Annotated in this window: 31 protein-coding genes and 1 tRNA gene; 11 read left to right on the top strand and 21 right to left on the bottom strand. The window is 64.5% G+C overall.

The window, feature by feature from the left end; translation table 11 throughout:
* Positions 1-280 (top strand): hypothetical protein (locus DDE75_RS17185; RefSeq protein WP_162798880.1); only part of this gene is annotated, 280 nt, incomplete at its 5' end.
* Between the two features lie 324 nt (positions 281-604).
* Here DDE75_RS17185 and DDE75_RS02890 read toward each other — a convergent pair.
* From DDE75_RS02890 to DDE75_RS02845, 10 genes are all read right to left on the bottom strand, one after another.
* Positions 605-1,342 carry a fumarylacetoacetate hydrolase family protein gene (locus DDE75_RS02890; protein ID WP_211659280.1) on the bottom strand — a complete coding sequence of 246 codons (738 nt, stop codon included), beginning with the start codon at positions 1,340-1,342 and terminating at the stop codon, positions 605-607.
* Between the two features lie 2 nt (positions 1,343-1,344).
* Entirely contained in the window at positions 1,345-2,277 is a 933-nt protein-coding gene (locus DDE75_RS02885) for a sugar kinase (RefSeq protein WP_108500846.1), read from the bottom strand.
* Position 2,278: 1 nt separating this feature from the next.
* On the bottom strand, positions 2,279-3,196 hold the full coding sequence (locus DDE75_RS02880) for a 2-hydroxyacid dehydrogenase (RefSeq protein WP_108500845.1): 918 nt from the start codon (positions 3,194-3,196) through the stop codon (positions 2,279-2,281).
* Positions 3,193-3,927, bottom strand: a complete 735-nt coding sequence (locus DDE75_RS02875; protein ID WP_108500844.1) for an amino acid ABC transporter ATP-binding protein — start codon at positions 3,925-3,927, stop codon at positions 3,193-3,195. The genes DDE75_RS02880 and DDE75_RS02875 overlap by 4 nt, the downstream gene beginning before the upstream one ends.
* A 49-nt stretch (positions 3,928-3,976) precedes the next feature.
* Positions 3,977-4,774, bottom strand: a complete 798-nt coding sequence (locus tag DDE75_RS02870) for a transporter substrate-binding domain-containing protein (protein ID WP_108500916.1) — start codon at positions 4,772-4,774, stop codon at positions 3,977-3,979.
* A 23-nt stretch (positions 4,775-4,797) separates the two neighbouring features.
* The gene (locus DDE75_RS02865; protein WP_108500843.1) at positions 4,798-5,454 is read right to left on the bottom strand and encodes an amino acid ABC transporter permease; all 657 of its coding nucleotides are present in this window, start codon (positions 5,452-5,454) and stop codon (positions 4,798-4,800) included.
* Position 5,455: 1 nt separating this feature from the next.
* On the bottom strand, positions 5,456-6,124 hold the full coding sequence (locus DDE75_RS02860) for an amino acid ABC transporter permease (RefSeq protein ID WP_108500842.1): 669 nt from the start codon (positions 6,122-6,124) through the stop codon (positions 5,456-5,458).
* A 62-nt stretch (positions 6,125-6,186) separates the two neighbouring features.
* The gene (locus DDE75_RS02855) at positions 6,187-7,194 is read right to left on the bottom strand and encodes a LacI family DNA-binding transcriptional regulator (RefSeq protein WP_108500841.1); all 1,008 of its coding nucleotides are present in this window, start codon (positions 7,192-7,194) and stop codon (positions 6,187-6,189) included.
* Positions 7,195-8,109: 915 nt separating this feature from the next.
* Positions 8,110-8,664, bottom strand: coding sequence for a histidine phosphatase family protein (locus tag DDE75_RS02850; protein WP_245894598.1), 555 nt, complete (start codon positions 8,662-8,664; stop codon positions 8,110-8,112).
* A 146-nt stretch (positions 8,665-8,810) separates the two neighbouring features.
* Complete coding sequence (locus tag DDE75_RS02845; protein WP_245894591.1) at positions 8,811-9,485, bottom strand: GNAT family N-acetyltransferase; 675 nt, start codon at positions 9,483-9,485, stop codon at positions 8,811-8,813.
* Here DDE75_RS02845 and DDE75_RS02840 point away from each other — a divergent pair.
* Positions 9,469-10,026, top strand: a complete 558-nt coding sequence (locus DDE75_RS02840) for a GNAT family N-acetyltransferase (protein WP_245894590.1) — start codon at positions 9,469-9,471, stop codon at positions 10,024-10,026. The genes DDE75_RS02845 and DDE75_RS02840 overlap by 17 nt on opposite strands.
* 62 nt (positions 10,027-10,088) lie before the next feature.
* Here DDE75_RS02840 and DDE75_RS02835 read toward each other — a convergent pair whose 3' ends face one another.
* The 7 genes from DDE75_RS02835 to leuB all read right to left on the bottom strand — a co-directional run bounded on the left by DDE75_RS02835 (position 10,089) and on the right by leuB (position 15,025).
* Positions 10,089-10,709, bottom strand: a complete 621-nt coding sequence (locus DDE75_RS02835) for a GNAT family N-acetyltransferase (RefSeq protein ID WP_108500838.1) — start codon at positions 10,707-10,709, stop codon at positions 10,089-10,091.
* 115 nt (positions 10,710-10,824) lie between these two features.
* The gene (locus DDE75_RS02830; protein WP_108500837.1) at positions 10,825-11,301 is read right to left on the bottom strand and encodes a GNAT family N-acetyltransferase; all 477 of its coding nucleotides are present in this window, start codon (positions 11,299-11,301) and stop codon (positions 10,825-10,827) included.
* 141 nt (positions 11,302-11,442) lie between these two features.
* Positions 11,443-11,973: a GNAT family N-acetyltransferase gene (locus DDE75_RS02825; protein WP_108500836.1), complete on the bottom strand. Its 531-nt coding sequence runs from the start codon at positions 11,971-11,973 to the stop codon at positions 11,443-11,445.
* Between the two features lie 119 nt (positions 11,974-12,092).
* Positions 12,093-12,641 (bottom strand): GNAT family N-acetyltransferase, encoded by a 549-nt coding sequence (locus DDE75_RS02820; protein ID WP_108500835.1) that lies wholly within the window; start codon positions 12,639-12,641, stop codon positions 12,093-12,095.
* 171 nt (positions 12,642-12,812) lie between these two features.
* Positions 12,813-12,889: transfer RNA gene (locus DDE75_RS02815), tRNA-Pro, on the bottom strand.
* Between the two features lie 49 nt (positions 12,890-12,938).
* On the bottom strand, positions 12,939-13,898 hold the full coding sequence (locus DDE75_RS02810; RefSeq protein WP_108500834.1) for a DMT family transporter: 960 nt from the start codon (positions 13,896-13,898) through the stop codon (positions 12,939-12,941).
* Positions 13,898-15,025 carry a 3-isopropylmalate dehydrogenase gene (gene leuB, locus DDE75_RS02805; protein WP_108500833.1) on the bottom strand — a complete coding sequence of 376 codons (1,128 nt, stop codon included), beginning with the start codon at positions 15,023-15,025 and terminating at the stop codon, positions 13,898-13,900. The genes DDE75_RS02810 and leuB overlap by 1 nt, the downstream gene beginning before the upstream one ends.
* A 154-nt stretch (positions 15,026-15,179) precedes the next feature.
* Here leuB and DDE75_RS02800 point away from each other — a divergent pair, with 154 nt between their 5' ends.
* From DDE75_RS02800 to DDE75_RS02780, 5 genes are all read left to right on the top strand, one after another.
* Positions 15,180-15,641 (top strand): hypothetical protein, encoded by a 462-nt coding sequence (locus DDE75_RS02800; RefSeq protein WP_108500914.1) that lies wholly within the window; start codon positions 15,180-15,182, stop codon positions 15,639-15,641.
* Positions 15,642-15,713: 72 nt separating this feature from the next.
* Positions 15,714-16,904: an MFS transporter gene (locus tag DDE75_RS02795; RefSeq protein WP_108500832.1), complete on the top strand. Its 1,191-nt coding sequence runs from the start codon at positions 15,714-15,716 to the stop codon at positions 16,902-16,904.
* Positions 16,897-17,937 carry a glycosyltransferase family 4 protein gene (locus DDE75_RS02790; protein WP_108500831.1) on the top strand — a complete coding sequence of 347 codons (1,041 nt, stop codon included), beginning with the start codon at positions 16,897-16,899 and terminating at the stop codon, positions 17,935-17,937. The genes DDE75_RS02795 and DDE75_RS02790 overlap by 8 nt, the downstream gene beginning before the upstream one ends.
* Before the next feature lie 20 nt (positions 17,938-17,957).
* Positions 17,958-18,575 (top strand): glycosyltransferase family 29 protein, encoded by a 618-nt coding sequence (locus DDE75_RS02785; protein ID WP_108500913.1) that lies wholly within the window; start codon positions 17,958-17,960, stop codon positions 18,573-18,575.
* A 72-nt stretch (positions 18,576-18,647) separates the two neighbouring features.
* Complete coding sequence (locus DDE75_RS02780) at positions 18,648-19,670, top strand: aspartate-semialdehyde dehydrogenase (RefSeq protein WP_108500830.1); 1,023 nt, start codon at positions 18,648-18,650, stop codon at positions 19,668-19,670.
* Positions 19,671-19,755: 85 nt separating this feature from the next.
* On the opposite strand, the gene DDE75_RS02775 is transcribed toward DDE75_RS02780, so the two are convergent.
* The gene (locus DDE75_RS02775) at positions 19,756-20,403 is read right to left on the bottom strand and encodes a carbonic anhydrase (protein WP_108500912.1); all 648 of its coding nucleotides are present in this window, start codon (positions 20,401-20,403) and stop codon (positions 19,756-19,758) included.
* 140 nt (positions 20,404-20,543) lie between these two features.
* On the opposite strand from DDE75_RS02775, the gene DDE75_RS02770 reads away from it, so the two are divergent.
* The 3 genes from DDE75_RS02770 (at position 20,544) to DDE75_RS02760 (ending at position 23,191) form a co-directional block, all read left to right on the top strand.
* Entirely contained in the window at positions 20,544-20,921 is a 378-nt protein-coding gene (locus DDE75_RS02770; protein ID WP_108500911.1) for a hypothetical protein, read from the top strand.
* A 78-nt stretch (positions 20,922-20,999) separates the two neighbouring features.
* Positions 21,000-22,373, top strand: coding sequence for a leucyl aminopeptidase family protein (locus DDE75_RS02765; protein WP_108500829.1), 1,374 nt, complete (start codon positions 21,000-21,002; stop codon positions 22,371-22,373).
* A 2-nt stretch (positions 22,374-22,375) separates the two neighbouring features.
* On the top strand, positions 22,376-23,191 hold the full coding sequence (locus tag DDE75_RS02760) for a C40 family peptidase (protein WP_108500828.1): 816 nt from the start codon (positions 22,376-22,378) through the stop codon (positions 23,189-23,191).
* Here DDE75_RS02760 and truB read toward each other — a convergent pair.
* The 3 genes from truB to rbfA form a co-directional block, all read right to left on the bottom strand.
* Positions 23,181-24,074 (bottom strand): tRNA pseudouridine(55) synthase TruB, encoded by an 894-nt coding sequence (gene truB, locus DDE75_RS02755; protein ID WP_108500827.1) that lies wholly within the window; start codon positions 24,072-24,074, stop codon positions 23,181-23,183. The genes DDE75_RS02760 and truB overlap by 11 nt on opposite strands.
* Positions 24,075-24,143: 69 nt before the next feature.
* Positions 24,144-24,899: a phosphodiester glycosidase family protein gene (locus DDE75_RS02750; RefSeq protein ID WP_108500910.1), complete on the bottom strand. Its 756-nt coding sequence runs from the start codon at positions 24,897-24,899 to the stop codon at positions 24,144-24,146.
* Positions 24,889-25,320, bottom strand: a complete 432-nt coding sequence (rbfA, locus tag DDE75_RS02745) for a 30S ribosome-binding factor RbfA (protein WP_108500826.1) — start codon at positions 25,318-25,320, stop codon at positions 24,889-24,891. The genes DDE75_RS02750 and rbfA overlap by 11 nt, the downstream gene beginning before the upstream one ends.
* A 73-nt stretch (positions 25,321-25,393) precedes the next feature.
* On the opposite strand from rbfA, the gene dapB reads away from it, so the two are divergent.
* Complete coding sequence (dapB, locus tag DDE75_RS02740; protein ID WP_108500825.1) at positions 25,394-26,227, top strand: 4-hydroxy-tetrahydrodipicolinate reductase; 834 nt, start codon at positions 25,394-25,396, stop codon at positions 26,225-26,227.
* The last annotated feature ends 13 nt before the right edge of the window (positions 26,228-26,240 follow it).

Raw genomic sequence — 26,240 nt, 5'->3', positions numbered from 1 at the left:
GTTAGACAACCAGACCGCCCACATATCTCTTCAGATAAACTATCAATGTCAAAAAGCAGAGGAACAAAATCACCAGAGAAGCGCCAATCAATCGACGCCCGCTCCAGACAATCCGAACCAGAATTTCGTCCCGGTCAACCGCGCCTTCCAGCGCCGCCTGCCCGGCCCCTCCAGCGTTCCCGCCTTCGGTGAAGCGGTGTTTAGACACAGCCACCGGGGGACGCAAGCAGGTTTCCAAAGAAAAACGACACAAAACACAAAAACAAACGCAACCCGCTGATAATGCAGGGATAAAAATCAGAGCCAACAACCAGAAACACACCTAAACGCCAGCAGGAGCGCGAATCGCACGGGAATCACCACGATCAGGCACGTATGAATCGCAGCGCGATGCCGCCGGATCTTGAAATGCCACCCACCGCGTCCTAATTCTGAGGGCGGCGGGCTTCTGCTCTTCGCGCGATCGGCCAAATTTCCACTGGCCTATAAGTTTTCCGAGGGCGCTGGCTCTGTCGTGGCCCTGGTCACGTTACCCGGTACCCACCTGTACAATCAGGCTTTCGGGAAATCTGACGCCGACGCGGTCGCTGCGGTTCCCGCCACCTTATTCCCCCTTATACGCGACATCGATACCGACAGCCGCCCCCATGGCGGTTGCGCGCAGCCCGGTGGCCCCCGCCAAAGGCAGCGGACCGATCCTGGCGCCCGTGATGATGACGTCGCCCGCCTTCAGGGGCATGCCCTGCGCACGGGCATGCGCGGTCAGCCAGATCAGGAAATCCATCGCTTGATCGATCGGCGCGGCAGCTTCGGTGGCGGGAACGCTTGCACCATCCAAAGTCAGCGCGATGCCCAGCCTGTCCGGCAGCCCGTCCCGCCACCCTTCGATCGGGTCTCCCAGAACCACGCCGCTGGAGCAAAAGCCGTCGGCCATGCTCTCCAATGCCGAGAACCCGGCGTCGGGGGCAAAGCGTGGTGCGACCAGCTCGAAGGCAAGGTGGATGTCCGCGATGGCGGCCATCGGATCGGCCGCCTCGGGTTCGGCTGACAGGACCAATGCAGTCTCGACCTCGACCGCGGCATCGGCAGGCAGGTCCACGGTCGCGCCCGAGGCATGCAGGCTGCGGCGCGTCAGGACGGCGGCCTGCCGGTCGCGCCCCTCAAGCAGCGCCATCTTCCAGACGCCGCCCGGATCGCCCAGACCCTGCATCACGGCACGCTGCACGGCATAGGCCTCGGCCACGTTCTGCGGGCATGGCGTCAAGCCACTGGGGCGCGGACCGCCCTGCCATGCGTTCAGCAAGGGGGCAGCGGCAGCTGTCGCGTCGAAATCATCGGTCATCGTCAGGCGTCCTTGAGTGTCAGTTGTGTCATGGCGGCACGGGGCAGGATCGCGCCGGGATGGCGGACCACGACGGCGGCAAGGCGGGCGGCGGCCTGCACGGCCTGCGGCACCGTCGCCCCCTGCCGTCGCGCCGCCAGCCATGCGGCGTTGAAGCTGTCCCCCGCCCCCGTGGTGTCGATGGCCGTGACGGCGGGTGGCAGGTCGTGAGTGGTCCAATCCGCCGCCCCGGAGGCTCGATGCAGGACCGGGCCGCCGCCGGTGGTCAGCACAATCTCGGCCCCGGTCATCGGGATCAGGGCCTGCATCGCCGCCTGCGGACCTGCCACGCAGAACAGCTCGCTCAGATCGTCCAGCGAGGGCATCAGCAGATCGGCCATTGCCACCATCCGCCCGATCACCTGCCGCGCCATCTGCGGGTCGGGCCACAGGCGGGCGCGGTAATTCGTATCGAAGGCCAGCCACGCGCCCCGGTCCCGGCGCGCTTGCAGCCAGGCCATCAGGTGGTCGCGCCCCGCAGGGTGCAGGACCGCCAGCGCCACGGCCGACAGGAAGATCGTATCCGCAGGGGGCAGATCGCGCAGCATGGCGGGATCGTCGAAATGGCTGCGGAAGGGCGACTGGTCGCGCCAATACGCGAAACTGCGTTCGCCTGCCCCATCCGTGGTCACGAAGCTCAGCCCCGGTCGCGCGCCCGCACGGGCCGACAGCGCAGTAGTGTCGATGCCTTCGGATGCGATGCGATCGCGCAGCCACAGGCTGTGGCCATCGTCGCCAAGGCAGGACAGATAGCCGACCCGCCCCGCCCCCAGCAGGCGCGACAGATAGATGGCGGTGTTCAGCGTGTCGCCACCCGCGTTCCGCAAGAAGCCCTCGGGGCGGTCGGGCATGGCGGTGAACTCGATCAGCGGCTCGCCGATGCAGAGGTAATCCATCTCAGCCAACCTGTGTCGGCAGGGGACGTCCCGCGAAATGCGCCGCAAGGTTGTCCAGCACCAGTTGCGCCATCGCACGCCGCGCCTGTTCCGTGGCCGAGGCGATATGCGGGGTCAGCACGCAGTTGGGCGCATCCAGCAGCGCCTGTGGCACCTGCGGTTCGTCGTCGAAGACGTCCAGCCCGGCCCCCGCGATGGTCCCGTCACGCAGCGCATCGGCCAAGGCTTGGGTCTGCACCACCGGGCCACGGGCGACGTTCACCACGATACCGCCCGCGCCAAGCGCCGCCAGCACCGGGGCATCGACCAGCGCCCGCGTGCTGTCCCCACCCGAGGTCGTGACGAAAAGCGCATCGCAATCGCGGGCCAGCGTCAGCGCATCGGGTCGGAAGGTATCGGGCGCACCCGGCTTTTCACTGCGTGCCGTATAAAGCACCTGCATCCCAAGCCCGCGCAACATCTCGGCCAGCGCCCGCCCGATGCGGCCATAGCCGAGGATGCCCGCGCGCATCTCGGTCAGCGACCGGCCAAGGGGCAGCTTGCCACCCTGCTGCCATTCGCCCGCGCGGATGAAACGGTCGCCTTGGGCGATCTGGCGGGTGCAGGCAAGGGCGAGGCCCAGGGCCATCTCGGCCACGGCGGGCGACAAGACGTCGGGGGTGGTCGTGACGCGGATGCCGCGCTGAGCGGCCTGATCCATATCGACCGCGTCAAGCCCGACGCCATTGACCGCGATCATCTGCAGCGCCGGCATGGCCTCCATCTGCTGTGCCGACAGCCCGATGTTTCCGGCGGTCACGACGGCAGTGACATCGCCCGCCTCGGCGATGTCATGGACAAGGGTGTAATCCGCCGCCAGCCTGTCGGCCATGTCGCGCGGCTTGAGGTCGGCCAATGCCAGGATCCGGGGCCGGGTCATGCGATCTGCCCCAGGAAATTCTTCAGCCGGTCGTTGGTCGGATTGCCGAAGAAGGCCTCGGGGGCGTTTTCCTCGACGATGACGCCCTTGTTCATGAAGATGACGCGGTCGGCCACGGCGCGGGCGAAGTCCATCTCATGCGTGACGCAAAGCATTGTCATACCTTCGCGGGCCAGATCGATCATGGTGTCCAGCACCTCCTTGACCATTTCGGGGTCCAGCGCGCTGGTCGGTTCATCGAACAGCATGATGCGCGGCTTCATGCACAGGGCGCGGGCAATGGCGACACGCTGTTGCTGGCCGCCCGACAGCTGGGCGGGATATTTGTCGGCCTGTTCGGGGATCTTCACGCGCTCCAGATAATGCTGTGCGGTGGCCTTCGCTTCGGCCCGCGACACCTTGCGGGTCTTCATCGGCGCCAGCATGCAGTTTTCCAGCACGGTCATATGCGGGAACAGGTTGAAGGACTGGAACACCATCCCCACGTCGCGCCGCACCTTGGCGACATTGTCGCCGCCCGCCGTAAGCTCGACCCCGTCCACGGTGATGGTGCCGGATTCAATCGCCTCAAGCTGGTTGATGGTGCGGATCAGCGTCGACTTGCCGGACCCCGACGGGCCGCAGATGACGATGCGTTCGCCCGGCTGGACCGTCAGGTCGATGTCGGTCAGGGCGTGGAAGGCACCGTAATACTTGTTCACGGCGCGCATGATGATGGCGTGTTCGGTCATGGGGCGTCCCTTCCGGAAGTGCCCGGCCACGAATGGCCGGGCTGTCGGATCACTTGGCGGTCTTGACGAAATCGGGCAGAGGCTCGCCCAGCCATTTCTCGTGGATGCCGTCCAGCGTGCCGTCTTCCGTGGCCTGACCCACAAAGGCGTTCACCTTGTCCAGCAGCGCGTCCGACCCGGGCGCCACCGCGATGCCCTGCACCTGGCTGGAAAGATCGAACTTCTTGTCGAAGCGATCGCCCGTCGCCTGCGTGATCTGCGCCATGATGATGTTCGAGGCCCCGATCAGCTTGACCTGCCCCGACATCAGCGCCTGCACGGCGGTGGCATCATCGTCGAAGCGCTGGATCTGCGTGCCCTCGGGCGCGACGGCGGTCACGCCGCTGTCCTGGGTCGAGGCGCGGGTCACGGCGATGGCCTGACCGTCAAGCCCCGCGGCCTCGGACACATCGACCCCCTTGTCGCCATAGACGGCGATGCTGATCCCCGCATAGGGGTCCGAGAAGTCGACCTTCTGGGCGCGCTCCTCGGTGATGCCAAGGGATGCGACCAGCACATCGACCTGACCCGACAGCAGATAGGGAATGCGGTTGGGGCCGGTCACCGGCACGATCTGCGTGTCCATACCCAGGTATTCGCCAAGCGCCTTGGCCACATCGGCGTCATAGCCGTCGGGATTGCCCGAATTGTCCTGCAGGCCGAAGGGCGGGAAATCGACCAGCATGCCGACCTTGACGGTGCCTGCGCTTTCGATGTCGGCCAGATCGGCGGCAAGGGTGGCACCGGCAAGGCCGAGGGCCAGCGCGCTGGCGGCGATGGTGGTGAACAGGCGGCGGTTCAGGGTCATGGTTTCCTCCTCCAAGGACAAGATCAGCGCGTGATGGCGCGGCGCATGCGGGTTTCCATACGGCGTGCCAGCAAGGACAGCGGCCAGCACAGCATGAAGTACAGCGCGGCCACCGTGCCAAAGACCAGAAACGGCTTGAAGGTCGCGTTGTTGATGATCTGACCGGCCCGCGTCAGTTCCGTGAAGCCGATGATCGAGGCCAGCGAGGTCCCCTTGATCAGCTGCACCAGGAAACCGACGGTCGGCGCGACTGCAAGGCGCATGGCCTGCGGCAGCACGACGTGGCGCATCCGGTCGGAATAGGACAGGGCCAGCGCGGTCGCAGCCTCGGACTGGCCCTGGGGAACCGCCTGGATGGCACCGCGCCAGATTTCGCCCAGATAGGCGCTGGCATGCAGGGTCAGGGCGACGGCGGCGGCTAGCAGCGGGTTGATCGGCAGCCCCACGACGGCCAGCCCGAAATAGACCAGGAACAGCTGCATCAGCAGCGGCGTGCCTTGGAACACCTGGATGAAGCCAGCCGCGACGCGGCGCAGCGCGCGACCCTGCGAGGTGCGTGCCAAGGCGATGCCCAGCCCGCCGATGGCCCCGCCCAGAAAGGCGATGGCCGACAGGATCAGCGTCCAGCGGATCGCGCCCACGATGAACAGCAGCTCGGCCGAGGTGAATTCACGGATCATGTCAACGCCCCGCCGGATAATCGAAGAACACGCGCCGGATCATCCCGAAGGCCGTCGAAAAGCCGAGGGCCAGCAGGAAATACATGATCGTCAGCACCAGATAGATCTCGAAGCTGGCGAAGGTGCGGGCGTTCAGATCCGCCCCCGCCGAGGCCAGGTCGTTGGCCGAGATCACCGAGACCACGCTGGAGGTCAGCATCAGGTAGATGAACTGGCTGGTCAGCGAGGGATAGACGTTGCGCAGCGCCGGACGGATCACGACATGGCGGAAGATCTGCACGGGGCTCAGGCCAAGGGCGCGTCCCGCCTCGATCTGGCCGCGCGGGATGGATTCGATGCCCGAACGGATGATCTCGGTCCCATAGGCGCCGACGTTGATGACCAGCGCCAGCAGCGCCGCACTGTCGGGCGACATCGACAGCCCCACCGCGGGCAGCCCGAAATAGATGAAGAAGATCTGGATCAGGAAGGGCGTGTTGCGGATCACCTCGACATAGATGTCGATCAGGACCCTCAGCGCGCGAATCCCCGAGGTCTTGCCCACCGCCCCCAGCACCGAGACCACCAGCCCCGCCGCCATGGCCATCAGCGACAGGCGCACCGTCAGCCAGGCACCGTTCAGCAACAGGTCGATGCTGTCGAAGACAGGTTGGAAGTTGAATTGATACATCGGCCTCCCCGCAGATGTTTCCATTCCTATTTAGAACGATCTAAATTCGACACATGGCGAAGTCAAACCTTTTCGTTGCGGCTGCTGCTTCGGATCATCAGATGCGGATCGATGCGGTCGCGCAGCACGGGCGCATCGGGTTCGGCCAGCCGTCGCATCAGCAACCGTGCGGCGCTGGCGCCGATGCGCGTGGGGTGCATGGCCACGCTGGTCAGGGGCGGCCAGACCATCTGCGCCATTTCCAGATCGTCCAGACCCACGACCGCCACATCGCGCCCCGGCGTGCAGCCCTCGTGGCGCAGCCCCACCATCAACCCCGCGGCCAGAACGTCATTGAAGCACAGGATGGCGGTCGGCCCGCCGGTCAGGATTTCCCTGGCGGCAGCGACCGAGGCCTCCCACGTCAGCTCGGTTTCGATGATGCCGGCATTGGTCGCACCCGTTTCGGCCAGCGCCAGATCAAACCCCTGCAACCGTTCCGCCCGCGCCGAGGTCCGCGCACGCACCGACAGGAAGGCGATCCGTCGATACCCGCCCTCGACAAGGTGCCGCACGGCAAGGCGCACCCCCTGGATATAGTCGCCACCAGCATAATCCGTCAGCCTGTCGCCCACCTCGCGCATGGATTGCACCACCGGCAGCCCCCAGTCCCGCACCCGCGTCAGCAGTGCCGGATCCGTGCCCGCCGCAGGACAGAGGATCAGCCCGTCCACGCCATGCCCGCGAAACCGTTGCAGGATCTGGGATTGCAGATGCGTGTCATCATGGCTGTTGGCCAGCAAGACGACACGGTCGCCCTGTCCCAGAACCTGCTCGGCCCCCGACAGGAACTCGGTAAAGAAGGGGTTCAGCAGGTTCGGAACCACCACGCCGACCGTACGACTGCTGTTGTTGCGCAGCCGCGCCGCGCCGATATCACGCACATAATCCAGATCGGCCATGACCTGCTCGACCCGGTCACGGGTCCGATCCGCCACCAATGACGACTTGCGCACCACAAGCGAAACCGTAGCCCGCGACACCCCGGCGGCCTTGGCCACCTGATCCAAGGTCACCCTGTTCCGCTTCATCCCAACACCCCCCGCCATTCAAACACATCCCTAGGCCTATAGGAACAATCCGCCCCGGAGGGAATTCCTGACACCCGTCCCTCCCGACCCGATGGCCCGTGTGTCATTCGCGCTTCGTGAAAGTCTCGTACCCAAGACCAGTTGCGGATTATAGCAAGGACATAATGATTGCAGCGCCGAGGGTGGCAGCGCAGCAGCCCCACAAACAGCGGTCGCATTGAACGTTGGAGATGAGAATTCTGGCGGAATGCTCGAATGATTGTTCATTGAGAATTACGACAGTGCTGCTGCCGCAAAGGAGGAATCGTTGCTACGCAAGGAAGCCATCAGTGGCAATCAACAAACGGGTGGCAGGGCGCAGATAGTTCTGCCTTCAGCGGTGGGGAAAATTGCATGAAATCAGTGGGGCCTGTTTCCGATGCAAAGACGGTCTTGCCTTTCCTGTCACAAAGGTCTGCCTCTGATGGGCCGCAGCCCAATCTCTGGCCCATGTTCCGAACTGGTCCGACATGTCGTGGCGCTCCTTCCTGTTCCGCCAGTGGCGAAGCCATCGCTGCTTTTCACTTTGGATGACCTCATGTCATCCGAAGGGCAAAGCAGGGTGGGCGCAGCCCGACCTGCGGCCGGACGGTGATCTGACACACGGGGCCGGAGCGGTGAAATTGGGAGGGGCCCGCGCGCTTGCGCGTGGGAGGAACCGGATTTCTCCGTGGAGGCTGACGCGCAGCGGCACCAGAGCCCGTGTTCGGATCGCCGGCCGGATGGCAGGCGGAAAAAGAAATGAAAGATCGTCAGCCGTACCAGAGCGAAGCGGAGGCGCGGCTGTCCGTTGGATCAGCGATCGCGGTGCCCGCGATCACCATATCTCTGAAAAGCAGCCTCTCGACTGCCAGGCAGCGTCAACGCAAAGAGCCCTTAACTACCGGTCATGAGGGCTTCCATCGGCTGCCATTCATTTTGTGGCCTCCGAAGTTGGGAGTCCAAGGCGAACCAGCAACCACCACCTCCCGGGCCCTGATCAAAGCGGCGGTCGATACCGATGCCCGACAATGCGCAGAACAGTAAAGTACCGACCCCTCCATGCCCCACGAACAGAATATCCCCTTCATGCGGGCCTGCCAGGCAGGCTTCAAACTCGTCCACAATGCGACGCTGCGCGCTGTTTGCCGTCTCCCAACCGCGCACGCTCACGGCAGGCTCGGCAAAGAACTGATCCGCAACGGCCTCAAATTCCTGTGGCGGGAGGAAACCGGTCGAGCTGCGGTCATTTTCGTGCATTCGCGGTCGGACCTCTAGAGGTACGCCCAATGCCAACGAGAGAGGCGTAGCAGTCTCAAGAGCCTTGGTTTCATCGCTGCTGATTACCCTGCGAGTTCCCGAGAGAGACCCGAGTTGGGCAGCCAATGTAGCGACTCGAGTGCTGCCAACTTCATTCAGTGACCACGCCCGAACGTCTTTAAGAGGCTCCATAAGAACCTGTGGATGTGTCAAATAGCGGACGATCTGGGGCATGGCGAGCCTATGGTGACGGGCGCTGATAGCAGGACACTCATAGTGCGCCTGCTATTGGTCAATGTCTGAAAAGTCCTGCATAGCAGACGCACGGCAGCGACGTACTAGCGTCTGCTATGCGGGACAAAGCGGTCACTCAGGAATGAGCAGGCGGTATAGAAAGCCGCTGCCTCGCCTCCGTCATCTCGCACTGCATCGGGATGCTCCCCGTATCTCTTGAACCCTCGCCGTTCGTAAAAAGCGATCGCTCGATGGTTTTGTTGTGCAACCCCAAGTTCGAGTTGCTTGATGCCAGCATCCTTTGCCTCTGCAAGAACCCCAGCCATGAGAGCTTGCGCTGCCCCTGCGCCCTGAAATTCTCTCTTCACGAAGAAAGGCCCGATTTCACCTCTGTGCCTGACGCGTGACGGCATAAACCGACGAAATCCACAGAACCCTACAAGGGCGTCGTGGGAGAACACGCCGCGCATGCCGCCTGCATCAAGGACGCTTCGGCATTTCTCTAGGCTTAGGTCATCAACCTCGGCAGGCGTCATCAAGAAACCCAAGGGAAAATCTTGCGCACCGATGGTGTATAGCTCCTTCCAGCATGACGCATCGTCGGCCGTGAGCGGTCGGTAGGTATACATTGTATGTCCTTCGGCGGTATCGAGATTACGATACTGATTGCCTTTATCAGCGCAATCATATGATCCGATTAGGGCTTTAATGTCCGAGATGCGGGACAAAGCTGCCGTTGCTTGCTGGCGGAAGAAGTTTATCATGCCCGAGATGAACAACGCCTATCGCCTTCCCGAAGAACTTCAGACTGACCGCTATCTACTAAGACGGGTCACGTCAGATGATGCCGGAGCAATCTTCGATAGCTACGGGACGGATGTCATCGCAACCCGTTACCTAGGCTGGAAACCACATCAGCGTGTCCAAGAGACAAGGGCGTTTCTTGAGCGGGTGGCGAAAGAATGGGATGATGCCGCTGGCTTTCCCCTGGTTGCCTTTGATCGTCAGGCACCGCGTGAACTTGTTGGCATGTTTCATCCGCACATGCGGGGATCGACCGTAAGCTACGGGTATGTGCTCAGCCCTGCGAGCTGGGGAAAGGGCTGTGCCACCGAGGTCATGAGATGGCTTGTAGAGCACGCATTGGACCACCCGCAGATCCACCGTACCGAAGCTTTTTGCGATGTGGATAACGCTGCATCAGCGCGGGTGCTTGAGAAAGTGGGTATGGCATTCGAGGGTGTGCTTAGGCGCTACTTCCTGCACCCAAATGTTTCCGATGCTCCAAGGGATTGCCGAATGTATGCGAAGGTCCGGTAAGGGCTCTTCAGGTAGCTGTCGCCGCAAATAGGTGGCGTCAGCTCTGCGGACCAAGCCGCCATTCAGCCCCATGAAACTTTCAGCGGTGGCAATACAGAAACGTTCTCGATGGCGTAGGCGATACCGTCAACGAGAAGCCCGTCAGGCAGTTCACAACCAAGAGGTTGGTGCGCTATTTTCCGGAAGCCCAGCTTCTGTGCCAAGCGCGCGCTTGCTGTATTGGGCGCTGCATGGCCTGTGGTTACCAAGCGTGCATCCCATACTTCAAACGAAATTCGTATCATCGCATTTACCGCCTCAGCTCCGTACCCTTTTCCAGAAGCCGAGGATCGCACCCAGTAGGACAGGCGGAATTGGCCCCGTCGCCAAAGCGGGATGAGATCGACGGCTCCGATGCAGACGCCTGAGGCCCATGCAAGATAGGGCAATCGCTCGCGTCGTTGAGCGGCTTCTGCGGCTTGTGCCAGACGCTTCGACTGCCATTGTAAATCGTGTTCTTGGTCCGGTGTCCCCATCAACTCGTGAAACCACGGCAAAAGCTCTGCATAGCTTTCGCCCCTTGCCTGCCTCACCGCTGCGGCGTCATCCGCGGTTACCGGGCGAAGTTGAAGCCGGGGTGTCCGTACAGTTTGCGGCAACTCGTATGACGTGGGATCTGCAAGGCGCGCGTATGGCAGTGGCATGGGTTCTTCCAAGAGCTGATTGCGGGATCATCGTTCGGATAGAGAGCGATTGGAATGACGGCTTCGGGCTCACGGCAGCCTCCGACCGGCGCGCGGGACCAAGCCGACATCCAACCTAACCTTGCCAAGAAACGCTCAACTCGTCGGTTGGACTGAAACCAAACTTCTGATAGAGGCGCTTTCCTGCTTCAGAGCTATGCAAGACTACAGATGTGCAGTTGATGCTTTGCAGGTGGTCCAAACAAGAACGCATTAAAGCGCTGCCAAGCCCCTGCTTCTGATGACCCTCTTCAATATAGACACTCCAAATATACCCAATTTTTCGATGCGGCTCTTGCAGCACTTCAGGGTAAGGTGACTGCCGGACTTGGCAACAGGCGGAGGCTACGGCGATACTCCTGTGCTCACAGATGAAAGCACCCAGTTCTAGCTCAGTGCCGCCTTTCTCTAGAAAGTCATGCACCACATTTCTTGCATCTGCCCTGTGATGTGCTCGCGGCACGCCATAGCTGTCCCACAAAGCTAGATAGTGTTTGACCAAGAGGTCGTAGTCTTCCGCTTCCGCGCGGCGGATTTTGTAGTCAGCAGGCATATGCGTTCCCCCGTTGCTACGACAGTAGCACCTAAAGGACGAAGGTTTGCAAAGGGCTCCTTACGCCGGTGCCTTAGCACTACTCTGGTTGGGCCTCTGCGGGACAAAGTGGGCTTTTAGGGTTCACACCAGCGGACGGTGCTAAGGTGTCTGCCGAACCGGAGCTTCCCGCAATCTTCCCATAATGTGCGTGTCGATCAATACACCGTTACGAAGAGCGTCTCCCCGCTTGGTTCCTTCCAGCTCAAAGCCGTGTTGTGTGTAAATGTGTATGGCAGGAGCGTTATCCACATTCACTTCAAGTTCGACGCGGCGCAGACCCAGCCAATTGTCTGCAAGGTCAAGAAGAGCCATCAGAAGGCGGGTTCCATAGCCACATCCTGTATAGTCATCGTGAACAATCAGAAAGATTTCTCCAACGTGCGCCGCTCGCCTGCTGCGTGGCAGCAGCCCGCCATATGCAACAATCCTTTCGACACCTTCCTTATGAAGACACCCTACCAGGAGGTGGCATCCCGAGCTCTCCGTGATCCGGCGCTCAATCCTGGAACGTGAATCATAGGGCATCCATAGCGTGCCATGCCGGACGCCGGGCAAGTTAGCGAAGGCAGCGACGGTCGCTGCATCGCTCACTTCGGCCGAACGAATATGAAGACAGGTTTCTATGCTCATGCCAGCATCTTAGTAAGCAAGAAAATACCTTACCAGCAGTAACGGAGGGCTGCTATGGGCTCTTCAGGTAGCTGTCGCCGCAAATAGGTGGCGTCAGCTCTGCGGGACCTAGCTGCCATTTAGGGACGGTGATGCACGCGAGTGGCGTCTGCAAGGAGGCGGGCGCTCTGCCATTGGTAGCGCACCACTTCGACCGGAGGGTTGTTGCCACGCCGCCTTATCGACTGCTCAACCACAGTTCCACCAAGACCATCGTAAAGGCGCCGTGCAGGCGCATTTTCTGAGAACGCGATCAGATGCACAGCATGGCCAAGTCTATAAGGATCGAAGCGATCTAGCGCATTTCGGATCAGGGCACGGCCATGTCCACTGCCCCGCCAATCCCTTCCCAGATACAGGTTGTGCAAGTAGCTGCCAAACTCGGGTTCATGGTCAAACTGAAAGCAGATGAAGCCAGCCACGCTGGCTTCATGCTGCGCAACGGTGATCTGTGTGTTCGGATCATCGAGGTCTTCGAACCGTTGCTTCCACAAGCGCAGCTTTTCGGTAGGCATCGCATTCCGCAGATAGTCGTGCGGAAGGATCTGTGCATATGCCTGCTGGCTGATCTCGACATGAAGCGAGATGATAGAGTCACGGTCCGGGCGCAATGCAGGGCGAAAGATCATGCTTCACCGGTATATTGATGATACTTGAAAATGCAACGAATGTCGGCATTGGGCTCTTCGCGTTGATGCAACGCCGACCGCTGGCCGTCCGTTTTCGTTAAGCTAGCAGCCCCGAGAGGCAGACTGCCCAATAGAAAAGGCAGAACTATGCGCTACAGAACAACGGGAAAATGGTCGGAGCGAGAGGATTCGAACCTCCGACCCCCTGCTCCCGAAGCAGGTGCGCTACCAGGCTGCGCTACGCTCCGACCGTAGGTGGGGCAGGTATCGCGCAACGGGCGCGAATGCAAGCCCCAATCAGCTGCGCTGCGGCCACAATCTTTGCATGATCGTGGATTTCGGCGTCGTGACCGTTTCGCTGCGCATGCGCGAAGACGTCACGGGACGATTGGCCGAGACACCGCCGCGCCCCTCGCGCACGAGGATGTAGATGCCCGAGGCGATGATGACGCCCGCACCGACGATCGTCGGCAGATCGACGCCCTCGCCGAAGAGGAACCAGCCGTAGCCGGTCGCCCAGAGGATCTGGGAATATTGCATCGGTGCGACGGTCGTGGCCTCGCCCGCGCGATAGGCTTGAATGACCAGGAAGCTGGCGATCAGCCCCAGGCTGGCGATGATGCCGGTCATGCCCAAATGGTGCAACTGCATCGGCTGATAGCTGACGGTCAGGGCCGCGCCCGTGGCAAGGAAGTTCCCCAGCATCGGCCACATCATCAGGACCAGCGGGCGTTCCCGCGACCCCAGACGGCGGATGACGATGGCCGCCACCGCGCCGGCCATCGCGCTGCACATGGCGGCCAGATGGCCCAGCTGCAGTTCCTGCGTGCCGGGGCGCAAGACGATCAGCACACCCGACAGGCCGACGACGACGGCACCAAGGCGATGCACGCCCACCCGTTCCCCCAGCAGGGGGATGGAGAGCAGGGTGATCAGCAAGGGTGTGGTGAACAGGATCGCATAGACCTGCGTCAGCGGCAGGGTAGAGAAGGCGTAGAAGCCCGCCATCCCCGCCACGACGGCGCAGATCGTGCGCAGGACCACCCAACCCGGGTTTGCGGGACGCAGGGTGCCGGGTTGGGGGTTGCTCATCAGGATGATCGAGACCAGCGGGAAAGACAGAAGCGAGGCGAAGAACAGGATCTGCAACGCGGGGTAGGTGGCCCCGAGCGATTTGATGATCACGTCATGCGTGGCATAAAGGCCCATGGCCGCAAGCTGCAGCAGCGCCCCTTTGACGTTTCCCGATAGTGCCATCAGACCCCCTGCGACAGTGCCGCGATGATATGGTCGCCCATCTGGACGGTGCTGACGGGCGTGCCGCCTTCTGGGCCCATCAGGTCGGCGGTGCGAACCCCCTTGGCCAGCACGCGTTCAACGGCGCGCTCCAGCTCCGCCGCCGCATCGCCTTGATCGAAGCTGTAGCGCAGCGCCATGGCGAAGCTGAGGATGCAGGCGATGGGATTGGCCTTGCCTTCACCCGCGATGTCGGGGGCAGAGCCGTGGACGGGCTCGTACATGGCCTTCGGACGACCGTTCGCCATCTTGGCGCCAAGGCTGGCCGAGGGCAGCATGCCCAAGGATCCGGTCAGCATCGCAGCCGCATCAGACAGCACGTCGCCGAACAGGTTGTCGGTGACGATGACGTCGAACTGCTGCGGGCGGCGGACCAGCTGCATCGCGCCGTTGTCGGCATACATATGGCTTAGCTCGACATCGGGGTATTCGTTGTCATGGACCCATTGCACCTCTTCACGCCACAGGATGCCCGATTCCATGACGTTGGCCTTTTCCATCGAACAGACGCGATTGCCGCGACGGCGGGCCAGCTCGAATGCGGAACGGGCGACGCGGCGGATCTCTCCGCTGGTATAGCGTTGGGTGTTGATGCCGACGCGGCCACCCTCGTTGTCGGGGTTGTTGTCATCGGCATGGATGCCGCGCGGTTCGCCGAAATAGACGCCGCTGGTCAGTTCGCGCACGATCAGGATGTCCAAACCGGCCACGACCTCGCGCTTGAGGGACGAGAAATCGGCCAGCGCGTCGAAGCATTGCGCGGGGCGCAGGTTCGCGAACAAGTCCATTTCCTTGCGCAGGCGCAGCAGGCCGCGTTCGGGTTTGACGCTGAAATCCAGCACATCGTACTTCGGGCCGCCCACGGCACCCAGCAGGACCGCATCGACCGATTGCGCCTTGTCCATCGTGGCATCGGCCAGGGGCACGCCATGCGCGTCATAGGCGGCACCGCCGACCAGGTCCTGGTTGACATCGAAGCTCATCCCGCGGTTGCTTTCGAACCAGCCGATGACCTTGACGACCTCGGCCATGACTTCGGGGCCGATCCCGTCGCCGGGCAGGATGAGAAGCGAGTATTGGTCGGACATGATCCCTCCGTTTGCGCCAGCCGCGGCGCGTTTCGTTTCGGGTTAGACAAGCCCCGCCCTAGGGTCAAGATCACGGGCCCGCTCACGGTGAGTTGCCTTGCATGCGGGCATTCGCTGGCCGACCTTATGGGCAGAGTGACTGATGGGAAACGCGATGAGAACCATGCGGATCGTCATGGCAGCCATGCTGTCGGCCGGTGCAGCCATGCCCCTGAACGGCGCCTTGGCGCAGGGTGCCGAAGGAATACCCGGCGACCGCCTGGTGGTGCCGCTGCCCGATGTTTCGGGCCTGGACGACGCGCAGGCGCGTGATCTGGCGCATGAACTGGCGCGGGCGAATGTCATCACCTCGAATTGTCCGGACCATGACGTGGGCGACGGCGCGTGGCAGCTGATGACCGGCACAACGGATGCACTGACCGAAAAGCTGAAGCTGGACCCGATCACCTATGACCGCGAATACTTCCGCCCTGCCTTCGGCCTGATGGAGGATCCGCAGGCCTGCGACAAGCTGGGACCGGGGGTGCAGGACACCGTGGACAAGCTGATCGCGATGGGCGGCGGCACACAATCGGCCGCCCAGACCGCGCCGCAAGCGGACGCCCCGGCGGACTGATCCGCGCCGACTTGCACATCTTGCAAGATCCGCTGCCATGGCACAGCCTGCCGTCGGGAAGCGGAGGATCACATGCCGGCATATTCAGCGGGTCTGGCCAGTCTGGTGCTGGGCTATATGCTCAGCCAGTTCTATCGGGCGTTTCTGGCGGTACTGGCCCCCACGCTCCGCGAGCAGCTGGGCGCGACGGCGGGCGATCTGGCGCTGTCGTCGGGGCTGTGGTTCATCGCCTTCGCGCTGTTGCAGTTGCCCGTGGGGGCGGCGCTGGACCGATGGGGACCGCGCCGGACCGTGGGCCTGCTGCTGGGTCTGGGCGGAGCGGGCGGGGCCGCTGCCTTCGCGCTGGCCACGGCACCCTGGCATCTGCATGTCGCCATGACCCTGCTGGGCATCGGCTGTTCGCCCGCATTGATGGGTCCCTATTACATCTTTGCGCGGGAATACCCGGCCTCGGCCTTCGGAACGTTGGCAGGCGTGCTGGTGGGGTTCGGCTCGCTTGGCAACATCCTGGGGGCCGCGCCGCTGGTCTGGGTGATCCAGACGCTTGGCTGGCGCGCGACGCTGTGGGGGCTGGCGGCGGTCACGCTGATGGCAGCGGGGCTGGTCTTGGCCAAGGTCCGCGATCCGGCGGCGCTTGGGTCGGACCAGCCGCAGGGTTCGGTCGCGCAGATCCTTCGGCTGCGGGCGCTGTGGTTCATCCTGCCGCTGTTTGCGGTGAACTACGCCGTGGCCGCGGCGATCCGCGGTCTTTGGGCGGGTCCGTGGTTGGAACAGGTGCACGGCGCCGATGCCACCCAGATTGGACGATACACCCTGGCCATGGGGCTGGCGATGGTGGCGGGCAGCTTTGCCGCCGGACCCGCGACGCGTCTGCTGGGCGGTGCGCGGCGCGCCATGCTGACCTTCACCGCCGTGATGATCGCGGCGCTAAGCATCATGTGGCTGGCGCCGGGCCTTGGGCCTGCATGGGCGGCGGCTCTGCTGGTGGTGCTGGGCTTCTTCGGGTCGGGCTATCCCTTGCTGATGGCGCATGGCAAATCCTTCCTGCCGCGGCATCTGGTTGGGCGGGGCGTGACCTTCCTGAACATGTTTTCCATCGGGGGCGCGGGGGTGATGCAATTCGCATCAAGGCCGGTTTTCGGGGCGGCGCAGGCGGCCTACCCCTCGGCGCAGGCCTTCGCTATGCTGTGGCTGTTCTTCCTGATCCCGCTGGTGGTCGGGTTCCTGCTGTATTTCCTGACGCCCGAGGCCGAGAATGGATGACACCCCCCTGGTCGTGGCCCCGAACCTGAAGCGGCGGCTGTCCGGCGTGACGGCGACCGTGGTCCGGCTGATCCCCGTGCAGGCACGCATGATCGCCATCCGCGCCACCGGCCCCGGCCTGCCCGAGGACGTCCCCCATATCCCGCTGACCCGCGCGGCCACCCTGCCCCGCGACCGCTGGCGCGTCTGGCATGCACGGCGCAACACGGAAATGGCGCTTGGGCTGATCCTGCGGCGGGTGCTGCGCCGGAAATACCGGCTGCTGTTCACCTCGGCCGCACAGCGCAGCCATACCGGTTTCACCCGCTGGCTGATCCGGCAGCAGGACGCGCTGGTCGCGACCTCACCGCAGGCGGCCAGCTATCTGGAGCGTCCCGCCACCGTCATCCTGCATGGCGTCGACACGCAGATCTTCCGCCCTGCCCCCGACCGCGCCGCCCTGCGGGCCGAGCTGGGGCTGGACCCCGACGCCGTGCTGATCGGCTGTTTCGGGCGGGTGCGCGCACAGAAGGGCGTCGATCTGCTGGTGCAGGCGGGGTTGGAGCTGCTGCCGAAGCACCCGAAGGCCCAGATCATCTTTACCGGCCGCATCACCCAGGACAATCGCGCCTTCACCGACGACCTTCTGGCCCGGATCAAGGCCGCGGGTCTGGCCGATCGCATCCGGTTCCTAGGCGAACTGCCTTGGGACCAGGTGGTGCGGCATTACCAGGCGCTGGACCTGTTCGCGGCCCCCGCCCGATGGGAAGGCTTCGGGCTGACCCCGCTCGAGGCGATGGCCTGCGGCGTTCCCACCGTCGCCGCCCGCGTCGGTGCCTATGAAACCCTGATCCGCGACGGCGAAACCGGCAGCCTTGTCCCCAAGGACGACGCCCCCGCCCTGACCGCCGCCCTTGACCGCTGGCTTTCCGACGACGCGGCCCGCACCGCCGCTGGCCTTGCCGCCCGCGACCATGTCGCCACCAACCACGCCATCGAGGGCGAGGCCCGCGCCCTCGTCGCCGTCTATGAAAACCTTTTGGCCAAGGCATGAGCGATCTTCCCACCCCCGCCCTGTCGCGCCTGGACTTCATGACCGCCCGACTGCTGCGCAATGACGGGCGCATCGCCCGCATGTCGATCCCGCAGGGCAACCTGCTGGCCGATCTGGACGGCCGCCATGTCGCGCTGATCGGCAATGCCCGATCGCTGGCGCAGGCGTCCCACGGTCCGGCCATCGACGCCGCTGACCTTGTAGTGCGCATCAACCGCGCGCCCATGCCAGCCGCCGCCAGCCACGGCACCCGCACCGACTGGCTGGCGCTGGCCACGCGCCTGCCTGACGCGGATCGTGCGCGGCTGGACCCCGACCGCATCCTGTGGATGTCGCCCAAGCGCAAGCGGCTGGATTGGCGCACGGCCAGCGGGGCAGGCTTCTATCTGCACCCGCTGGCCGATTATCAGGCCCTGCGCGACCGGCTGTCGGCCCCGCCCACCACGGGCGCCATGATGATCGACCTGCTGCTGCGCGGGCCCTTGGCGTCGCTGACGCTTTACGGCTTCGATTTCTTCGCCAGCCTCAGCCTGTCGGGCCGCCGCGCCGCCGCCGATGTGCCCCATGATTTCAGCGCCGAGGGGGCCTGGGTCGACGACCTGCTGCACAGCGATTCCCGCCTGAGGCTGGTCCGCTAGGGGCCAAGCCCTTCCAATGACCCAGCAATTGCGGTAAACGCCTTCGACCGCAGGAGAAGGAGTCCCCGGAAAATGGGTTATAAAGTCGTCGTCGCAGGTGCCACCGGAAACGTGGGCCGCGAAATGCTGAACATCCTTGATGAGCGCCAGTTCCCGATTGACGAGATTGCCGTTCTGGCATCGCGTCGCAGCCAGGGAACCGAAGTCAGCTTTGGCGACAAGACTCTCAAGATCAAGGACATCGATCAGTTCGATTTCACGGGCTGGGACATGGCGCTGTTCGCAATCGGATCGGATGCGACCAAGAAATACGCCCCCATCGCCGCCGAGGCGGGCTGCGTCGTCATCGACAACAGCTCGCTCTATCGCTACGACCCCGATGTTCCGCTGATCGTTCCGGAAGTGAACCCCGAGGCCATCACCGGCTATTCCAAGAAGAACATCATCGCCAACCCCAACTGCTCGACCGCGCAGATGGTCGTGGCGCTGAACCCGCTGCACGAACGCGCCCGCATCAAGCGCGTCGTCGTCTCGACCTATCAGTCGGTGTCGGGCGGCGGCAAGGATGCCATGGACGAGCTGTGGAACCAGACCAAGGGCATGTATGTCCCCGGTCAGGAGGTCGAGCCCTCGAAGTTTCCCAAGCAGATCGCCTTCAACGTGATCCCGCAGATCGACGTCTTCATGGATGACGGCTCGACCAAGGAAGAATGGAAGATGGTCGCCGAGACCAAGAAGATCATGGACAAGTCGATCAAGGTCACCGCGACCTGCGTCCGCGTCCCCGTCTTCGTCGGCCACTCCGAGGCCATCAACATCGAGTTCGAGGACTTCTTGGACGAGGACGAGGCCCGCGACATCCTGCGCGAGGCCCCCGGCATCATGGTCGTCGACAAGCGCGAGCCCGGCGGCTACACCACGCCCGTCGAATGCGTGGGCGATTTCGCCACCTTCATCAGCCGCATCCGCCAGGACGGCACGATCGAGAACGGTCTGAACATCTGGTGCGTCAGCGACAACCTGCGCAAGGGTGCGGCGCTGAACGCCGTCCAGATCGCCGAACTGCTGGGCAACAAGGTGCTGAAGAAGGGCTGATCGTCCCTTCGGACCATTGCCAACGAAACGGGGGCGGCAGGCATCAGCCTTGCCGCCCCCTTTTCATGCGCGCATGGCGCGTGCCTTATACGGCGACCCACTTGTTGCCGGCATCCTCGGCCTGCAGCAGCGTGCCCTCGGCGATGTCATGGACCAGACCGTGCAGCGACAGGGCGCCCGCCTCGACGGCGCTGCGCACGAAGGGGAAGGTCATCAGGTTCTCGATCGAGACCAACACCGCTTCCTTTTCCAGCGCACCGACCTGCTGTTCGGCGGGCAGATCCTTCACGCGTTCATAGCCGGGGCGCAGGATGTCCATCCAGCGGCCCACGAAGCTGGTCTTCTCCTCCAGTTCGGGGGCCTGGCCCGAACACATGGCATGGCAGCCCGCGACGCCACCGCATTTGGTGTGGCCGACCACGATCAGATGCGCGACCTTCAGCGCCTCGACCGCGTATTCGACCGCAGCCGAGGTGCCGTGCTGCAGCCCGTCGGGGGCATGGGGCGGCACGAGGTTGGCGATATTGCGATGGATGAAGAATTCGCCCGAATCGGCACCGAAGATGCTGGTGACATGGACCCGGCTGTCGCAGCACGAAATCACCATGGCGCGCGGACGCTGACCCTCATTGGCCAGGCGGCGATACCATGCGTGGTTTTCCGCATGCGCGGTGGCTTTCCACCCCTGGTAGCGCTTGATCAGATATTGGGGCAACGGAGACAGGTTGTGCATCAGGAACCTCGCTTTCTGGATCAGCGTCATAGGCCGGAATTGAACCAAATTCGAGAGGTTTATTCCCACGGGCGCAAGGCTTTCTTCACCGCTTGCGGCCATCTTGCCCGTCGTAGAAGCAGGACCCCACGGAGATGCGGATGGCACAGATCACGGCTTTGACCCCGGCAGAGCACGCGCATGTCGACAGGGCACGCGTGGCCGCCATCATGGCCGAACTGGGCGAGGCGGCGGCGCAGCAGGTCATCTGCATGGCGCTGGAACAGCTGGCGGCGATCCTCACCTCGGTCGAAACGGCCCTGGCCCGGGATGATCGGGCGCAGGCGGTGGCCGATGCCGAACGCATGTCGCGGCTGGCCTGGCAGATCGGGCTGGTGTCGCTGGCAGGCGTGGCGATGGACTTGGGCGGGGCCGCCGAACGCGGCGATCACCCCGCCTTGGCCGCCATCCGCCAACGCCTGCAACGGGTGGGCAACGGATCGCTGACGGCCATCTGGGATCGCGCGGTCCTGCCCTGACGGGGTCGCGACAGGCGGATGGGGTTGCGGCGGATTGCATGACCTGTAGGCTGTCGCGGATTTGCGAAGGAACATCACATGACCCCCGAATTCGCCCCCGCCTCCGACGATACACGCCCGCTCTGGCTGGTCTGGGCCGGAGAGGATCTGCCCGCGGATGCCGATGCGGGCAGCTGGCCGCAGACCACCGGATTTGCCGCCAAGGCAGGACAGATCTGCCTGCTGCCGGACGGACAGGGCGGGTTGCGCGGTGCGCTGATGGGTCTGGGCGACAGCGACCGCGCCGGGCGCGACCGCTTCCAGATTGCCCGCGCCCACGCGCTGCCCGCCGGCGACTGGCACTTGGCCGGCCACCCCCAGGGTTTCGATGCCGACCAGCTGGCCCTTGGCTGGCTGCTGGGACAGTATCGCTTCACCCGCTATGCCGGAACGCAGGGCAAGGGGCCGCGCCTCGTCTGCCCCGAAGGCGCCGACGCCGATCGCGCGCTGGCCATCGCCGCGGGCGAGTTCCTGACGCGCGACCTGATCAACACCCCCGCCAGCGATCTCGGCCCCGACAAGCTGGAGGCCGCGGCCCGCGCGCTCTGCAACGACCTCGGCGCCAAGATCGAGGTGACGACGGGCAAGGACCTGCTGAAGACCAATTTTCCGCTGATCCATGCGGTGGGTCGCGCCTCGGCCATCGAGCCGCGCCTGCTGGACATCCGCATCGGCGACACGGGCCCGATGCTGACGCTGGTCGGCAAGGGCGTCTGCTATGACACGGGCGGGCTGAACCTGAAGCCCGGTGCCTCGATGGGGCTGATGAAGAAGGACATGGGCGGGGCGGCGACCGCGCTTGGGCTGCTGAGGATGCTGGTCAGGACCGGCGCCACGCAGGGCATCCGCCTGCGGGTGCTGATCCCCGCGGTGGAAAACAGCGTCGCGGGCAATGCCTTCCGCCCCGGCGACATCCTGGCCAGCCGCAAGGGCCTGTCGGTCGAGGTGAACAACACCGACGCCGAGGGCCGCCTGGTTCTGGCCGACGCCCTGACCTATGCCGCCGAGGAAAGCCCCGACCTGATGATCTCGCTGGCGACGCTGACGGGGGCCGCGCGCGTGGCCTTGGGACCGGATGTGCCGCCCTTCTATTGCGACGATGATGCGACGGCGACAGCGCTGCAATCGGCAGCGATGCAGGTGGGCGACCCGCTGTGGCGCATGCCCTTCTGGGAACCCTATGATGCCATGATCGAACCCGGCATCGCCGATCTGGACAATGCGCCCTCGGGCGGGATGGCAGGGTCGATCACGGCGGCGCTGTTCCTGAAGCGCTTTGCCGATGGCGCGGGCCGCTATGCGCATCTGGACATCTATGGTTGGCAGCCCGCTGCCGCGCCCGGTCGTCCCAAGGGTGGGGTCGGCCAAGGATCCCGCGCCATCTTGGCCGCCCTGCCGCAGATCCTGTCCTGATCATGGACCGCCGCTTGACCCCCGCCACCGACCGCGTCGCCCTGGAGAGCCTGCGCGGCCAGTTGGACCGCCCCGCCTATACCGCCGGACGCCCCGCGCGGCTGGCGGTGCCTCTGTCCGATCTGCTGACCGCCCCCGATGGCCGCCGCGACCGGCAGCTGGTCTTCGGTACCGACCTGACGGTGATCGAGGAGCGTGACGACATGACCTTCGTCCAATCGGCGCTGGATGGTTATTGTGGTTGGGTCTGCGCCGATGCGCTGACCCATGACCTGCCCGCGCTGACGCATCGTGTCACGGCCCCTGCCACCCATGTCTATCCGGCCCCCGACATGAAGCGCCCCGAGCGCATGTCGCTGACACGCGGATCGCGGCTGTCGGTGACAGGGATCGCGGGCGGCTTTGCCGAACTGGCGGGTGGCGGCTTCGTTCCGGCCCAGCACGTGGGCGACCAGCCGTCAGACGACCCCGCAGGGGTGGCCGAAACCCTGCTGGGCACGCCCTATCTGTGGGGCGGCAACAGCAGGGCGGGGATCGATTGTTCGGGGCTGGCGCAGCTGGCGCTGACCGAATGCGGCATCGCCTGCCCCGGCGACAGCGACCTGCAACGCGATGCCTTTCCGGTGACGGACAGCATCCGGCGCGGCGACCTGCTGTTCTGGCCGGGGCATGTCGCGGTGGCGCTGTCGCCCAACATGATGATCCATGCGACGGCATGGCAGATGGCCGTGATCCGCGAATCCATCCCCGATGCCATCGCCCGCATCGATGCGGCGGGCGACGGACCGTTTCAGGGGGCGCGCCGGCCTAGAGGTTGAAGACGCGTTCCGGCTGGACCGTGCCGCCCTGATAGCGGCCGATGCAGACCGGACCCTTGGCGTCCGAGACCCAGACCAGCTCGCCCCATTCGGCGCCGTTGGTCACCTCGCCCGGGTTGCCGTTGCGGATGCGGGTGGCACCCTCGGGTGTGGCACGCAGCATCGGCAGGTCGGTCAGGCCGGTTTCCAAGGGCAGCAGCTGGCTTTCCAGCCATTCCTGCGCCTCGCGGTCGATCTTGTCGAAGGCGACGCCGTTTTCGGCCTCGAAGGGGCCGGACCAGGTGCGGCGCAGATGCGCGACATGGCCGAGGCAGCCAAGCGCACGCCCCAGATCGCGCGCGATCGAGCGGACATAACCGCCCTTGCCACAGACCATCTCCAGCCGCGCGGTGTTGTCGTCGGCCTCCAGCAGGGTCAGGCTTTCAACCCACAGCGGACGCGCGGCCAGCTCCATCTCGACGCCTTCGCGGGCCAGATCATAGGCGCGTTCGCCATCGACCTTGACGGCGGAATAGGCGGGCGGGATCTGCATGATCTCGCCGGTGAAGGCCGCAAGCGCCTCCTGCACCTGATCGCGGGTCGGGCGGGCATCGGCGGTCTTGACCACATCGCCCGAAGCGTCGTCCGTGGTCGTCTCCGCCCCCCAGTTCACCACGAAATCATAGCATTTCAGCGCATCGGTGATGACGGGAACGGTCTTGGTCGCCTCGCCCAGGGCCACGGCCAGAACGCCCGTCGCATCGGGGTCTAGCGTGCCCGCATGGCCCGCCTTCTTGGCGTCCAACGCCCAACGCACCTTCGCCACGACCGAGGTCGAGGTGACCCCTGCGGGCTTGTCCACGATCAGCCAGCCATTGACCTCACGGCCCTTCTTGCGTGCCATCCAAAACTCCTGAAAATCAAGGGGCGGGGGGATAGCCCCGCCCGCATCCGCCGTCAACCGGCCAAGGGATCAATCCTGCCCGACCAGCCCGATGATCGGGCCCATGCTGCGCCCGAAATCGGCGCGATTGACCGAAGGGGCGTAAAGCCGCGAGATCGACCCGTCGAAATAGAGCGCATCGCGCGCGCCCAGCCCGTCGCGGAACAGGCGACCGAATTCATGGAAGGTCACGGGACGATTGGAAATGGCGAACCATGCCGTCTGCCCGTCGGGCGACACGCCGACGCCATTGCGGATATAGCGGCTGTCGCTGTCTTCCAGAAAGCGCGGGTGCAGGTCGCCGTCCACCACCAGCATCGGCCCCGATTGGGTGGCGATGCGGCAGTCGGGACGTGCGGTCGCAAAGGCGCGGGTCTCGATCACCTGGAAAGGGCGGTCGCCGCCTGCGCAAAAGACGCCATTGGGCAGCATCCCGAAGTTGCCGCCGCTGCCGCCGGTGACGATGGGCGACAGCTCCTGCCCGTCGATGACCAGCAGGCCCACGGGGCGGTAATCGGGGTGGAACATCCCGGCGTTCATCGCGAAGGCCAGCGCCTGCCCGTCGCGCAGGCTGCGCCGGACGTTGTTGAAATTGCGCAGCGGCTTGCCGTCCGCACCGTCCTGCCAGATCTGCAGGTCGCCCTGCGCATCGGCGGGCACGGTGCAGATGACATAGCCCTGCCCGTCGTGATCGACCCGGTCGCAGGTGGCCGCCCCGGCGGGGATGGCCAGCGCGACCAGCATGCCCAATGCCACCGCAAGGCGGCGGGGCAGATCAGCGGTCATCGTCATCCTCGGGGGCATCGTCATCGGGCGCCTCGACGTCGCGGCGGACGCGCTCATCCTCGAACAGGCGGCGGGTGTCGTCCATGCGGTCGAAGGTCTCGTCCAGCTGGAAGACCAGCTGGGGCGCGAATTTCAGCGACATGCCCTTGACGATCAGGTGGCGCAGCTCGGGCGTGTTGCGGCGCAGGGCGGCCAGCGCCTCCTGAGCGTCGCGCCCGCCAAGCGGCAGCACGTAGGCCGTCGCCACCTTGAGGTCGTTCGACATGCGAACCTCGCCCACGGTAATGGAATGCCGGTTCAGATCCGGGTCGTGCACATCCCCGCGCATGAGCACGTCGGAGAGGCTGCGGCGGATCACTTCGCCCACACGCAGCTGACGCTGCGACGGGCCACGATCTTGGGAATTGCGGTTCTGTGCCATGCGCCCCGATGTAGGGGGTCGCGGGCCGGCCCGCAACGGGATATGACGCAGTAACAGCCAACAGGGGTGACAGATGAGCGATTTTCAGAACACCGACGCACCGACCCGCCCCGGGATCGTGGTCACGGGCGCATCGGGCCGCATGGGACAGATGCTGATCCGGCTGATCCTGGACAACACTGATGTTCGACTGGCGGGCGCGCTGGAACGCGCGGGCCATGACTGGATCGGGCGCGACATCGGGCAGGCCATGGGCGGTGCGCCCGTGGGCGTCACCGTCAGCGACGACGCCGTGGCGACCATCGCACAGGCGCAGGCGGTCATCGACTTCACCGCCCCTGATGCCACCGTGGCCTTTGCCGAACTGACAGCCCAGGCCCGCGCCGTCCATGTCATCGGCACCACCGGGATGGAACAGCGACATCTGGACAAGCTGGCCGCCGCCGCCCGCCACGCCCCCATCGTCCGCGCCGGCAACATGAGCCTTGGCGTCAACCTGCTGGTCGGCCTGACCCGCAAGGTCGCCGCCGCCCTTGGCACCGATTGGGACATCGAGGTCGTCGAGGCCCACCACCGCCACAAGGTCGATGCCCCATCCGGCACCGCCCTGATGCTGGGCCAGGCCGCAGCCGAGGGTCGCGGCGCCACCTTGGAAGACCTGCGCACCCCCGCCCGCGAGGGCATCACCGGCGCGCGTGAGACCGGCAGCATCGGCTTTTCCGCCATCCGGGGCGGCGATGTGGTGGGCGAACACGACGTGATCTTCGCCGCCGACGGCGAACGCATCGTGCTGCGGCATCTGGCCACCGATCGCGCCATCTTTGCCCGCGGTGCCATCCGCGCCGCCATCTGGGGTCAGGACAAGGGTCCGGGCGAATACGACATGAACGACGTGCTGGGGCTCTGATCCCGCTGCGAAA

It is taken from the genome of Paracoccus indicus (assembly GCF_003056335.1).
Taxonomy (GTDB): domain Bacteria; phylum Pseudomonadota; class Alphaproteobacteria; order Rhodobacterales; family Rhodobacteraceae; genus Paracoccus; species Paracoccus indicus.
The sequence above is the reverse complement of the archived record's forward strand: the minus strand, read 5'-3'. Positions and strand labels throughout refer to the sequence as shown.

Bases quoted from the DNA above. Each gene is read 5' to 3' on its own strand.
- DDE75_RS02870 (WP_108500916.1), bottom strand. From the start codon at position 4,774: ATGACCCTGAACCGCCGCCTGTTCACCACCATCGCCGCCAGCGCGCTG.
- DDE75_RS02890 (WP_211659280.1), bottom strand. From the start codon at position 1,342: ATGACCGATGATTTCGACGCGACAGCTGCCGCTGCCCCCTTGCTGAAC.
- DDE75_RS02885 (WP_108500846.1), bottom strand. From the start codon at position 2,277: ATGGATTACCTCTGCATCGGCGAGCCGCTGATCGAGTTCACCGCCATG.
- DDE75_RS02780 (WP_108500830.1), top strand. From the start codon at position 18,648: ATGGGTTATAAAGTCGTCGTCGCAGGTGCCACCGGAAACGTGGGCCGC.
- leuB (WP_108500833.1), bottom strand. From the start codon at position 15,025: ATGTCCGACCAATACTCGCTTCTCATCCTGCCCGGCGACGGGATCGGC.
- DDE75_RS02880 (WP_108500845.1), bottom strand. From the start codon at position 3,196: ATGACCCGGCCCCGGATCCTGGCATTGGCCGACCTCAAGCCGCGCGAC.
- DDE75_RS02820 (WP_108500835.1), bottom strand. From the start codon at position 12,641: ATGATCTTTCGCCCTGCATTGCGCCCGGACCGTGACTCTATCATCTCG.
- DDE75_RS02830 (WP_108500837.1), bottom strand. From the start codon at position 11,301: ATGCCTGCTGACTACAAAATCCGCCGCGCGGAAGCGGAAGACTACGAC.
- DDE75_RS02860 (WP_108500842.1), bottom strand. From the start codon at position 6,124: ATGTATCAATTCAACTTCCAACCTGTCTTCGACAGCATCGACCTGTTG.
- DDE75_RS02760 (WP_108500828.1), top strand. From the start codon at position 22,376: ATGGACCGCCGCTTGACCCCCGCCACCGACCGCGTCGCCCTGGAGAGC.
- DDE75_RS02835 (WP_108500838.1), bottom strand. From the start codon at position 10,709: ATGCCACTGCCATACGCGCGCCTTGCAGATCCCACGTCATACGAGTTG.
- DDE75_RS02855 (WP_108500841.1), bottom strand. From the start codon at position 7,194: ATGAAGCGGAACAGGGTGACCTTGGATCAGGTGGCCAAGGCCGCCGGG.
- dapB (WP_108500825.1), top strand. From the start codon at position 25,394: ATGAGCGATTTTCAGAACACCGACGCACCGACCCGCCCCGGGATCGTG.
- rbfA (WP_108500826.1), bottom strand. From the start codon at position 25,320: ATGGCACAGAACCGCAATTCCCAAGATCGTGGCCCGTCGCAGCGTCAG.
- DDE75_RS02840 (WP_245894590.1), top strand. From the start codon at position 9,469: ATGCCCGAGATGAACAACGCCTATCGCCTTCCCGAAGAACTTCAGACT.
- DDE75_RS02810 (WP_108500834.1), bottom strand. From the start codon at position 13,898: ATGGCACTATCGGGAAACGTCAAAGGGGCGCTGCTGCAGCTTGCGGCC.
- DDE75_RS02750 (WP_108500910.1), bottom strand. From the start codon at position 24,899: ATGACCGCTGATCTGCCCCGCCGCCTTGCGGTGGCATTGGGCATGCTG.
- DDE75_RS02765 (WP_108500829.1), top strand. From the start codon at position 21,000: ATGACCCCCGAATTCGCCCCCGCCTCCGACGATACACGCCCGCTCTGG.
- DDE75_RS02800 (WP_108500914.1), top strand. From the start codon at position 15,180: ATGAGAACCATGCGGATCGTCATGGCAGCCATGCTGTCGGCCGGTGCA.
- DDE75_RS02850 (WP_245894598.1), bottom strand. From the start codon at position 8,664: ATGGAGCCTCTTAAAGACGTTCGGGCGTGGTCACTGAATGAAGTTGGC.
- DDE75_RS02875 (WP_108500844.1), bottom strand. From the start codon at position 3,927: ATGACCGAACACGCCATCATCATGCGCGCCGTGAACAAGTATTACGGT.
- DDE75_RS02865 (WP_108500843.1), bottom strand. From the start codon at position 5,454: ATGATCCGTGAATTCACCTCGGCCGAGCTGCTGTTCATCGTGGGCGCG.
- DDE75_RS02790 (WP_108500831.1), top strand. From the start codon at position 16,897: ATGGATGACACCCCCCTGGTCGTGGCCCCGAACCTGAAGCGGCGGCTG.
- DDE75_RS02770 (WP_108500911.1), top strand. From the start codon at position 20,544: ATGGCACAGATCACGGCTTTGACCCCGGCAGAGCACGCGCATGTCGAC.
- DDE75_RS02825 (WP_108500836.1), bottom strand. From the start codon at position 11,973: ATGAGCATAGAAACCTGTCTTCATATTCGTTCGGCCGAAGTGAGCGAT.
- truB (WP_108500827.1), bottom strand. From the start codon at position 24,074: ATGGCACGCAAGAAGGGCCGTGAGGTCAATGGCTGGCTGATCGTGGAC.
- DDE75_RS02775 (WP_108500912.1), bottom strand. From the start codon at position 20,403: ATGCACAACCTGTCTCCGTTGCCCCAATATCTGATCAAGCGCTACCAG.
- DDE75_RS02795 (WP_108500832.1), top strand. From the start codon at position 15,714: ATGCCGGCATATTCAGCGGGTCTGGCCAGTCTGGTGCTGGGCTATATG.